The organism is Niallia sp. 03133, from assembly GCF_052663225.1.
The window spans coordinates 393,275-404,696 of record NZ_JBQTCY010000003.1; the positions used below are offsets into that span (position 1 = coordinate 393,275).

At 37.0% G+C, this 11,422-nt stretch carries 9 protein-coding genes, 1 other RNA gene, 1 pseudogene and 1 riboswitch; of the genes and pseudogenes, 8 read left to right on the forward strand and 3 right to left on the reverse strand.

What is annotated here, in order from left to right; translation table 11 throughout:
• The first annotated feature begins 307 nt into the window (after positions 1 to 307).
• Positions 308 to 386, forward strand: a riboswitch (ZMP/ZTP riboswitch).
• A gap of 163 nt (positions 387 to 549) precedes the next feature.
• From ACTYBU_RS06410 to ACTYBU_RS06445, 8 genes and pseudogenes are all read left to right on the forward strand, one after another.
• Positions 550 to 1,755 (forward strand): phosphoglycerate dehydrogenase, encoded by a 1,206-nt coding sequence (locus ACTYBU_RS06410; protein ID WP_445488108.1) that lies wholly within the window; start codon positions 550 to 552, stop codon positions 1,753 to 1,755.
• A 228-nt stretch (positions 1,756 to 1,983) separates the two neighbouring features.
• The gene (gene secG, locus ACTYBU_RS06415) at positions 1,984 to 2,217 is read left to right on the forward strand and encodes a preprotein translocase subunit SecG (RefSeq protein WP_445488110.1); all 234 of its coding nucleotides are present in this window, start codon (positions 1,984 to 1,986) and stop codon (positions 2,215 to 2,217) included.
• Between the two features lie 518 nt (positions 2,218 to 2,735).
• Complete coding sequence (locus ACTYBU_RS06420) at positions 2,736 to 3,479, forward strand: alpha/beta hydrolase (RefSeq protein ID WP_445488112.1); 744 nt, start codon at positions 2,736 to 2,738, stop codon at positions 3,477 to 3,479.
• Between the two features lie 30 nt (positions 3,480 to 3,509).
• Entirely contained in the window at positions 3,510 to 5,846 is a 2,337-nt protein-coding gene (gene rnr / locus ACTYBU_RS06425; protein WP_445488114.1) for a ribonuclease R, read from the forward strand.
• Between the two features lie 97 nt (positions 5,847 to 5,943).
• Positions 5,944 to 6,411 carry an SsrA-binding protein SmpB gene (gene smpB / locus ACTYBU_RS06430; RefSeq protein ID WP_445488116.1) on the forward strand — a complete coding sequence of 156 codons (468 nt, stop codon included), beginning with the start codon at positions 5,944 to 5,946 and terminating at the stop codon, positions 6,409 to 6,411.
• A gap of 157 nt (positions 6,412 to 6,568) precedes the next feature.
• Positions 6,569 to 6,927: a transfer-messenger RNA gene (gene ssrA / locus ACTYBU_RS06435) on the forward strand.
• 995 nt (positions 6,928 to 7,922) lie between these two features.
• On the forward strand, positions 7,923 to 8,504 hold the full coding sequence (locus ACTYBU_RS06440) for a M20/M25/M40 family metallo-hydrolase (protein ID WP_445488118.1): 582 nt from the start codon (positions 7,923 to 7,925) through the stop codon (positions 8,502 to 8,504).
• Between the two features lie 83 nt (positions 8,505 to 8,587).
• Positions 8,588 to 8,659: pseudogene (locus ACTYBU_RS06445) on the forward strand (hypothetical protein); the annotation flags it as partial.
• Positions 8,660 to 8,940: 281 nt separating this feature from the next.
• On the opposite strand, the gene ACTYBU_RS06450 reads toward ACTYBU_RS06445, so the two are convergent.
• The 3 genes from ACTYBU_RS06450 to ACTYBU_RS06460 form a co-directional block, all read right to left on the reverse strand.
• Entirely contained in the window at positions 8,941 to 9,036 is a 96-nt protein-coding gene (locus ACTYBU_RS06450) for a DUF3658 domain-containing protein (RefSeq protein ID WP_445488147.1), read from the reverse strand.
• A 155-nt stretch (positions 9,037 to 9,191) separates the two neighbouring features.
• Positions 9,192 to 10,616, reverse strand: a complete 1,425-nt coding sequence (locus tag ACTYBU_RS06455; protein WP_445488120.1) for an MFS transporter — start codon at positions 10,614 to 10,616, stop codon at positions 9,192 to 9,194.
• Positions 10,617 to 10,720: 104 nt separating this feature from the next.
• Entirely contained in the window at positions 10,721 to 11,308 is a 588-nt protein-coding gene (locus ACTYBU_RS06460) for a TetR/AcrR family transcriptional regulator (protein ID WP_445488121.1), read from the reverse strand.
• Positions 11,309 to 11,422 lie beyond the last annotated feature (114 nt).

Here is an 11,422-nt window from a genome sequence, read left to right on the forward strand (position 1 = left end):
GCTTAACGGGCAGAAAGACTCCCACCTCAAGTTGCTGAGAAATCAAGGAAGCTAGGTGGGGGATAACTGCCCGTAAAAGTCCGAGGGAGGTCCGCAAACTAAGGTCGCCACTTCCTGTAGCAATATTTGTGTGATCCACATCCTGTGGACAGCAAGCTTTCCATCAGTGGAGGATGAAGAAAAAAACCCCCAGTGATGGAAGGTTCTCTTTATCTTCAAGAAGAATAGAATATAGGTAGTTCACAAAAAGTTTGAAAATTAGTGGTTGAAGGTTTTTAAATCTTTTGTTAAAATGAAATTAATTAAAAAGACCATATGTGACTGGCGAAGCACGGATAACCGTGGGGGAGCATATGGTGTCGTAGCCGTTCGCCTGGGCAGAGGTAAGGGAGTTGGTTTCCCTTGCCTCTTTCTGTTTATAGGAGGGATATGAGGGCTACACATATAATTTTTATAAAATTCGTATAGTAGGAAATTCCTTTGCTAAAGACATGGCTTATTTATTTGAGTATATAAAACCAAGATTATATAAAAAGGGAGATATATAAAATGGGCACAGTAATCTTAGATAAAGTAAAAACAATTAAAACATTAAATAATATCGCTGAAAATGGTTTAAATGTGTTTAAAAAAGATCAAGAGAAATATCTTATTGACAATGATAGTGAAAATCCTGACGCTATTGTGCTTCGCAGCTTTAACATGCATGGGATGGAACTAGACGCTAATTTAAAAGCAATCGCACGTGCTGGAGCTGGAGTTAATAATATACCAGTCGATAAATGCACAGAGGAAGGGATTGTCGTTTTTAACACTCCAGGTGCAAATGCGAATGCTGTAAAAGAAATGGTTCTAACTACTTTAATGGCTTCAAGCCGCAACCTTTTTGCTGGTGTGGAGTGGACAAAGACATTAGAAGGAGAAGGGAACCAAATTCCAAAACTTGTGGAAGCAGGGAAAAAGCAGTTTGTTGGAAATGAAATTAAAGGGAAAACGTTGGGAGTAATTGGTTTAGGCGCGATTGGTGCTCTAGTAGCGAATGATGCTCTTGATCTAGATATGGATGTAATTGGATTTGATCCATTTATTTCTGTTGATACAGCTTGGAACTTATCCCGCAATGTTCAACGAGCAATGACGATTGAGCAATTATTTGCTGAATCTGATTATATTACGGTACATGTTCCATTAACGGATGACACTAAAGGCATGTTTAACCAAGGAACTTTCAGTATTATGAAGCCTGGCGTGCAAATTTTCAATTTCTCACGTGGTGAGCTTGTAAATGAAAATGATATGGAAGCAGGACTTGAAACAGGAAAAGTTGGTCGCTATGTAACAGATTTCCCGAATGAAACTGTGTTGAAAATGAAAAATGTTATTCCGATTCCACATTTAGGTGCTTCTACACAAGAATCAGAGGAAAATTGTGCTATTATGGCTGCTCGTCAAGTAAAAGAGTTTTTAGAAACTGGAAATATCAAAAACTCTGTTAATTTTCCAAATGCAAGTCTTCCATACACAGGAAAACTGCGCGTAGCTGCTTTTCATCAAAATGTTCCAAATATGGTTGGACAAATTACACAAGCATTATCAAACTATAATTTGAACATAGCTGATATGGTAAACAGAAGCAGAGGCGGTTATGCTTATACAATGGTTGATATTGACAATAATGTAGAAGAAGATGTTCTTCCTGCTTTAGCAGAAAAAATGAATCAAATTGAAGGCATTATTACAGCTCGTATTATCTAATTATATATAAACAGATGAAGACTCCTGTTAAGTATGTGGGAGTCTTTTATGCAATTCAATTGGATTATCGAATAATTAGCCGATTTTTTGGCTGATAATAGTAACAGGAAATAATATAATAAGATGGATGGATTGAAATACATCATATTCTCAACAATCTATTGTTCGAATTTCTAAAATATGTTACATTAATAGTAATGTAATGTTCGTCTTAATGGAGGTGTGATGATGCACACAATTTTAATTACTTTATTAGTAATTGTTGCAGTAGCATTAATAGTAGTAGTACTTCTGCAATCTGGAAAAAGTTCTGGACTATCAGGTGCCATATCAGGTGGGGCAGAGCAGCTTTTTGGAAAACAAAAAGCTAGAGGATTAGATCTAATTCTTCACAATGCTACGATTGTTTTAGCAATTTTGTTTTTTGTTCTTACAATTGCAGTAAGCTATTTTGATTTATAAAATTAGACTGGTATAGATGGAAAACCTGGCCTTTCAAGGTCAGGTTTTTTTCGGATTTTTGTCTAAAAGAAAACAGAATAACTTATTATAGAAGAAATAAAGATACGAGGTAATAAAAGAGAAAGTGATGTATCTGTAGGACCATTTAAATATTTTAACAGGATAATGGTATATCCCACTCTTAACGGGCAGTAAGATCCTTACCTCGAGATGCCGAGAAATCGAGGAAGCTAGGTGGGGAAAAACTGCCCGTAAAGGTCCGATAAGTGCAACTAACCATCAGTCGGGGATGAAGAAAAACCCCCACTGATGGAAGTTTACTTTATAATTAGAATTTAATACTGGATTGTTCGTTTTAACTCTGCCTAAAATAGAGAGTATAACAAATCCTATCTTTAGTTTCGAATGATTGCTAATAAGGTAAACATTTTACTGCATCGATTAAAACAAGGTAACATAGATGTAGGGAATACGAAGAAGCAGGGTATGATATTTTTAGAGGTAAAGGAGATTCTAACATGAAAGTGGTTCAACAAAAGCCGTTAACATTTGAAGGAGATAATAAAAGAGCAGTACTTCTCTTGCATGGTTTCACCGGCAATACTTCTGATGTGCGTTTATTAGGGAGATTTCTAAATGAAAAAGGATATACATGTCATATTCCTTTATATAAAGGACATGGAGTTCCGCCTGAAGAATTAGTTCAATACGGTCCAAAAGATTGGTGGAAGGATGTCATGGAGGGATACGAATTTTTAAAAAGCCAAGGATATGAGGAAATCGCAGTTGGCGGACTTTCTCTAGGAGGCGTATTTTCTCTTAAATTAGGTTACACTGTACCTGTGAAGGGTATTATAACAATGTGTGCCCCTATGTATATAAAAAGCGAAGAAGTGATGTATGAGGGTGTTTTAGAATATGCACGCAATTATAAGATCCGCGAAAAAAAATCAGAAGAAGCGATTGAACAGGAAATGTCTCAATTCGCTCCAATGAATACATTAAAAGAATTGCAGAACTTAATTTCGGATGTTCGGGAAAATGTGGATCTTATTTATGCCCCTGTATTTGTTATACAAGCAAGGCATGATCATATGATAAACACGGACAGTGCTAATATCATATACCGTGAAGTAGAAGGAGATCCGAAAGATATTAAGTGGTATGAAAATTCCGGTCATGTTATTACGCATGATAAAGAAAAAGAACAAGTATTTCATGATTTTTATGCGTTTTTAGAGCGCTTAGATTGGAAAGAATAAAAGAAAAGAAGAGATAGAGGAGGTTGCAAATTGGAAGATATTATTCAACAACATATAGACAAATTATTAACTTATATGAAGGATGAAGCCTATAAACCATTAACTGTGCAAGAACTGGAAGAGGCATTTGGGATTGAAGATTCCAGTGGATTTAAGGATTTTGTAAAAGCGCTTGTTCAAATGGAGGAAAAAGGTTTAGTCGTTCGTACAAGAAGCAATCGATATGGTCTGCCTGAAAAAATGAATTTAGTAAGAGGCAAGATTGCTGGACATGCGAAAGGATTTGCTTTTGTTATTCCAGAAGAACAAGGATTGGATGATATTTTTATCCCTCCCAACGAAGTAAATACGGCAATGAACGGAGATATCGTATTAGCTAGAGTAACATCTGAAAGCTCCGGCCAGCGCAGGGAAGGAACGATTGTCCGCATAATTGAAAGAGGAGTACAGCAAATTGTCGGCACTTATTCTGAAAGCAAGCATTTTGGTTTTGTTATTCCGGATGATAAAAAAATCGCAACGGATATATTTATTCCAAAAGGAAGTACAAAAGGTGCGGTTGAAGGTCATAAGGTTGTCGTAAAACTTACTGCTTATCCTGAAGGGCGGAAAAATGCCGAAGGGGCAATTGTAAAAATTTTAGGTCATAAAAATGATCCTGGTGTCGATATTTTATCTGTTATACATAAACATGGATTGCCGCTCGCTTTCCCTGAAGAAGTATTAGATCAAGCAAATGATGCGCCTGAAATTATCGATGAAAAAGAAATCGAAAATAGACGGGATCTGCGAAACGAAACGATTGTCACGATTGATGGAGCTGATGCAAAAGACTTGGACGATGCCGTAACCGTTGTAAAGCTGGAAAATGGCCATTATAAGCTTGGGGTGCATATTGCAGATGTTTCTTATTATGTAACAGAAAATTCACCGATTGATGTGGAGGCAGAAGAAAGAGGTACAAGTGTATATCTTGTGGACAGAGTAATTCCAATGATTCCACATCGGCTTTCTAATGGGATATGCTCTCTTAATCCGAAAGTGGATCGTTTGACGCTTTCTTGTGAAATGGAAATTAGTCCTAATGGGGAAGTAGTATCACATGAAATTTTTCAAAGTGTTATTAAAACAACAGAGCGAATGACTTATTCTGATGTTAATTCTATTTTGCAAGAAAAAGACGACGAATTAAGAAGTAAATATGAGGCCCTTGTACCAATGTTTGAGTTAATGGAAGAGCTTGCCCAAATATTGCGTACAAAAAGAATGACCCGTGGTGCGATCGATTTTGATTTTAAAGAATCCAAAGTGCTGGTGGATGAAGAGGGAAAACCGCTGGATGTTGTACTTAGAGAACGTTCTGTTGCAGAAAGACTAATTGAAGAATTTATGCTGGTTGCCAATGAAACAGTGGCGGAGCATTTTCATTGGATGCAGGTTCCTTTTATTTATCGAATTCATGAGGATCCTAAGGAAGAAAAATTAAGGAGATTTTTTGAATTTATTACCAATTTTGGCTATATCGTAAAAGGAACGGCGAATTCTGTGCACCCTCGTGCACTACAGGAAATCATTGAATCAGTACAAGGTTCACCAGAAGAAATGGTTATTTCCACCGTTATGCTTCGTTCCATGCAGCAAGCGAAATATTATCCTGAAAGCTTAGGGCATTTTGGACTATCAACAGAATTTTATACGCATTTTACATCGCCAATCAGACGTTATCCTGACTTGATTGTCCACCGCTTAATTCGAACCTATTTAATTGAAGGGGATATAAGTGCTCCTACTCAAGAAAAATGGAACAGCAGCCTGACCGATATTGCAGAGCATTCTTCCAATATGGAAAGAAGGTCAGTTGAAGCGGAACGTGAAACAGATGAATTGAAAAAATCGGAGTATATGCTCGATAAGATTGGAGAAGAGTATGATGGCATTATCAGTTCTGTAACCAACTTCGGAATGTTTGTGGAATTGACGAATACCATTGAAGGTCTTGTGCATGTAAGCTATATGACAGATGATTATTATCGTTATGATGAGCGCCATTTCGCCATGATTGGGGAAAGAACAGGCAAAGTATTCAGAATCGGCGATGAAATTACCGTTCGTGTTGTCAGCGTAAATAAAGACGAGCGTGCCATTGACTTCGAGATTGTCGGCATGAAAGGAACACGCCGAAGAGATCCGAAAAAAGATGGAAAAGTATTTTCTACTGGCAGCACTTCTAGGGCTCCTCGAAAAGGGAAATCCAGCCAAGACAAAGATAGAAAAGGCGGCAATGGAGAGTCAAAGAGAAAAGGAAAAAAAGAAAGAAAATTTTTCGAGAATGCGCCAAAAGCAAAAAGAAAGAAAAAACGGCGTTAAGCTTCTGATGGGGGAGGAACAATTTCCCCCTGTATATTAAAATTGTTTGTAGGATTATTATTTGTTACAATAGTGGCTAGAGTCAGGGGGAAGAGATATGCCAAAAGGTGAAGGCAAAATGATTGCACAAAATAAAAAAGCAAATCATGACTATTTTATAGAAGAAACATACGAAGCGGGAATTGTTTTGCAAGGAACAGAGATAAAAGCAATTCGTGGTGGCAGAGTCAACTTAAAAGAATCCTATGCCCGCATTCATAATGGAGAAGTATTTTTATATGGGATGCATATAAGCCCATATGAGCAAGGAAACAGATACAACCATGAGCCTTTAAGAACAAGAAAACTATTGCTTCATAATAAACAAATAGCTAAATTAATCGGCGATACAAAAGAAGTAGGCTACTCGCTTGTACCGTTAAAATTATATTTAAAAAACGGCTTTGCAAAAGTTTTAATCGGGTTGGGTAAGGGTAAGAAAAACTATGATAAGCGCGAGACGTTGAAAAAGAAAGAAGCAAACCGAAACATTGAGCGGGCCCTTCGTGAAAGGCAAAAAATGTAATCCAAAACTTTACAATTGAAAAATGATTGGAGTATGTTATAATAATTTATGTCGATAACGACAAACATAACTTTAGCTCCTATTTTTGAGCTTCCTAACGTTAACGCACACGATGCGTGAATCACGTGATGTAACAATCACATGATTTTATCCGAATGGGGACGTTACGGATTCGACAGGGATAGTTCGAGCTTAAGTTGCGAGTCGAGGGGATCGGCCTCGTTAAAACGTCAAAGCCTATAACTGGCAAACAACAAAACAACTTCGCTTTAGCTGCTTAATAGCGCTTAGCGGTTCCTCCCTCCATCGCCCATGTGGTAGGGTAAGGGACTCAACGATAGTGGGCTACGCCGGAATCCACCGTCTGAGGATGAAGGAAGAGAATAATCAGACTAGCTCATCGGACGCCAGTCAGCAGGCAGAAGTTTGAGCGAAATGCGAATATGTTGACTACACTCGTAGAAGCTTAAGTGGCGATGTTTCTGGACGTGGGTTCGACTCCCACCGTCTCCACCAAATACATATTTGGTGGTTTTTTATTTGTCTATGTGTGACTTCAACCATAAATTTTCTTGAAATGAAAGCTTATGCTTGAATATACTTATTGAAATTATATGCTTGAATATTTATGAACCCTATCATCTCTGTTAATTTGATGATGGGGTTTTTAATTTGAAAAAATAAACTTTGTCCAATTAATGATGCCAGGTGAGTTGAAAAAACAGTATGAAAAGAGAATTCAATTTATTTATGAGCGGCTGAATGAGATGGGGATTCCCGTTTAAAAGCCAGAAGGGCCTTTTATATCTTTTACTTTCAGAGCATGCCTGCAGATAAAAACAACGCCTGCTGTATACATAACAATATACGATATGTAATTCCTGTGAATAATGGAAGCCCTGCAATTTCTTGATCAATACCTACAGTAAAGGGATTTTTGATGCAGTAATAAAACCGATCGATGCTCCTATTAAAACCATAGCAGTATTTGTTATGCAACAGTAATGGGAATAGTAATTGATATATAGGCAAGTGTTTCTTCAGCCATCTTAATGCCCCTCTTAATTAATGAGAAAACGGCACAATTATAGAAATTGACCATTTTTCTTTTTTAACAGGTTTTCTTGCTATCACTGCCATTAATGTTTCAAGAGACCTGTTGCAGTGAGCCCTACAAATCTTCCTTTCTATTTTCCTATCTGTACATAACCAGTATTTTTCTCTATTGTCCAAAAGTTAATTTTATTTAGTGAGTTTGTCTAATTAGAACATTTTATACTAACGATTGAATAATTTAATAGTAATACCTTTATTGTTTTATGTAATTGTCAACAGTGTATTTATCTAATCTATAAAAATTTTATTAGCAAAGTTGGTGTATAAAAAAAATGAATGATAATAATAGAACATTCTTATTATTTGGATAATGAAAACTATTGTAGTATTTAACAATAAACTAACTCTCAAATTAATTATTATAAGCCAAAAATAAGCTTAGTAGGAGGAATAAAATGAACTCAGTGAAAATAAATAATTTAATGGAATTAAAAGAAATAGCTATTAAACATCGAAGACACTTGCATAAATATCCAGAATTATCAGGCAAAGAATTCGAAACATGTAAATATATTAAAAAGCAGCTGGAAAAATTAAATATAAAAATTTTAGATTATGAAGCTCCTAGTGTTGTGGGATTTCTTAAAGGAACCGAAGGGGAAACTACAATAGCATTGAGAGCTGACATGGATGCACTTCCTATTGTAGAAGAAGGAGAAAAAAGTTATATTTCAGAAATACCAGGAGTTTCTCATGCTTGTGGGCATGATGATGAAATCTATTCAAATATTGCGAGAAGTAGCTTGTATAATCTAGAACCAATCGGTGTAGGTACGCCAAATGTTGAATCTTTTAGTGGTTATATTTCACGTCTAGCAACGCAACATTCTATTAGGACAGGTGATATGGTAGCGAAAATAATTGCACCTCTGTTGAAAAAGAGATATTTGACTAATCAAGCAGTAAAAGGAGGGGAAGGTCTGTATAAATCTTCAAATGGGTTAAATGGTTTGGGTACTCTTGCTCAAGATTTTTAGATATATTTGAAGAAATAACATGTAGAAAGGATTTAAAAGCAACAACATTATTAAATTGGTCACAAGTTTTCCCCACAAGAGGATTGTTACGAAGTCAAAGAGCCTGGTGTCCAGCCTGTTATAATGATGATTATGTAAATCAAAAAATTGTATACGAACGTTTAATTTGGAATTTTCAATTGGTGAATTTTTGTACCCAACATAATCAATATTTATCGTTTAAATGCCCTTACTGTAATAAAGCAAACCCTATTTTAACAAGGAAATCTAAACCTGGTCATTGTTCTGTTTGTGAGAATTGGCTGGGAGAACTACCAAAAGAGTTACCTATAATAAATGATTTAGCTCCTTCTTCAACTAACGCCCCCGTTAGTTCAATGGTGTTATTCGTTTTTGAGTCTCACACTATAAAACCTCATAGTTTTTGGAACAGCTTCTATTTCAAATACAAATTCATGATTAAATATCTTACTCTATACTCAAAAAACTCGTCACCAATATATTGGTCTAAATATCCGATAACCTCACCAATAAGACGTAGCTGATTTCATAAAATCATTATTTTTTCGCTCCTTATGTAATTTTTCCCCAGCACACATAACGACATGTATAGAAAGAAAAAGGCCAATCTCCCTTTGCATTGCCTATAAAAAAACAGCTGCCTGTTGGCAGCTGGAAGAAGGCACTTTAATGAGAAACTGTAACCTTGGTTTCCTCTAGATTAGATGGCTTAGACTGTTTGAGTGTAAAGAAGGCAACTAAAATACCGAGTAGCGTAATAGATGCCGAGATCAGAAATGCGGTGTGAATGGCATCGTTTAGTTCAGATGGTAACATCATTTCAAGTGTTGAGTTTGAGCCAAGGCTAGCTGTAATAATCGCCATAATAAGGGCTAAACCGATTGCTCCTCCAATTTGCTGACCAGTAGAAATAAGTGCGGAGGCTACGCCCTGCTCTTTCTGATTAATGCCCATGCCGCCTGCTATAAACATCGTTGTGAAGACAAGCGCTTGACCAATTCCGATAATAACCGTACCCGGAATAATCCCCCAGAACGCCCCTGTTTCGGAAAGGTTGCTCAACAGAAGGAAACCAACAATTCCAAGTCCCATCCCTACAGCAATTGTTCCTGCAATACCAACAGAGCTGAGCATCCTGTTTATCAACTTAGCTCCTAGAAAAGCGCTAATCGTCAGCGGAAGAAAACTAAGACCTGATTGAATAGCCGAATACTCCAGTACTTCTTGTGTATAAAGCGTTAAAAAGTAATAAAGTGATCCGAACGAAGCTGAAAATAGAAAAGCAGTTAGTGTAGCTCCCGTTAGATTTCGGTTGCGAAAAATACCAAAGGATATTAAAGGTTCTTTAGTTCGTTTTTCAATAGCAATGAAAGCAATCAAAAAAGTGCTGCCAATAAGTACATAAGGAAGTGTCGATGTACTAAACCATCCTTCTACTGGGGACTGAACGAGGTAATATACAACTAATAGCAGTCCCAATGTAACTGATATCGTACCGGCAACATCATACTCCTTCGTGACAGAGGAAATTTTGCTTTCTGTAAGCACCATCGGTGCAAGAAGAATTACAATTATCGCAATAGGTACATTGACAATGAATGTAGCTTCCCATCCGACGTAACTAGTAAGGATTCCGCCAAGCAGGAGGCCAAGTGACATTCCGACACCACCCATTGATGCCCAAATTCCCATTGCCCTGTTGCGCTCTGGTCCCTCATTAAAATTAGACATGATTAGCGACAAAGTTGCTGGTGATAGCAGTGCAGCACCAAGGCCTTGCAATCCTCTTGATGTGATTAACATAAGCTGTGATTCTGACAATCCTCCCAAAAGAGATCCCAGTCCGAACAGTCCCATAGCGATAATAAACATGCGCCTTCTACCCACAAGATCGGATAATCGACCTCCTATAAGCAAAAATCCACCGAAAGCTAGTGAATATGCACTGACAACCCATTGCAAATGGTTCGCTGAAAAACCAAGTTCACTACCAAGAGAAGGCATTGCCACAAAAATAATTGTGTAATCAAGAGCCATAACTAGTTGTGAAATAGCCAGAATAAAAAGCGCCAATCCTTTGAATTTATTCATATTCTCATTCTCCTTTAAATTACAGACTAAATAGTCCGTTTTCTATCCAATTATAGACTAATTAGTCTATAATTATTAATAATAAAAGAAGCGCTCAAAACGCTTCATTTATTATCAAGTACAGTTAAAGTAACTGCATTTATTTGTTCTATGACTTTTGGGTCGTCCGTTAATTTTGCTGCTTGCGTCAATGCATACCGGGCATGATATAAATATTGTGCCAACGCACGCATGTCTTGATTTGGATCCAATTCCCCTTGTTGCTGACCGCGAACCAAAGCTTCGTAGAACGCTTGCTCTAAGCGGATTTTATCTTGTGCGAATAGCTCAGCAATTTCGGAATCATGAGGTATCTGATCAATTGCGCTGTGCAGAATGAAACATTCCTTCCGGCGTTGTTCATCTTTCAAAGTATCCACAATAACTGCGAAAATATCCGAAATAGCTTTCTTGACGGGAGTTACTTGTTCCAAATAGACAACAACAGCTGATGATTTTTCATTCACATAATGGTTAACCGCTTTAATAAAAAGCTCTCGCTTCGTACCATAGGTATCATAAAGACTTTGCCGAGCTATACCAAGTCCTTTAAGCAAAAGTGGAAGCGATGTTCCTTCGTATCCATAATGTCCGAATACTTCCATAGCCTTATGCAACACTAGCCTAGTATCAAATTCCTTGCTCCTTGCCAAACTGATATACCTCCTTTCTCCTATTCATACTACCTTTACTAGAACGTTCAGTCAAGAATAGGAAAGATACGAGTTAATTTCAATCAATTTGAGAATTGAACAACATCATTGATA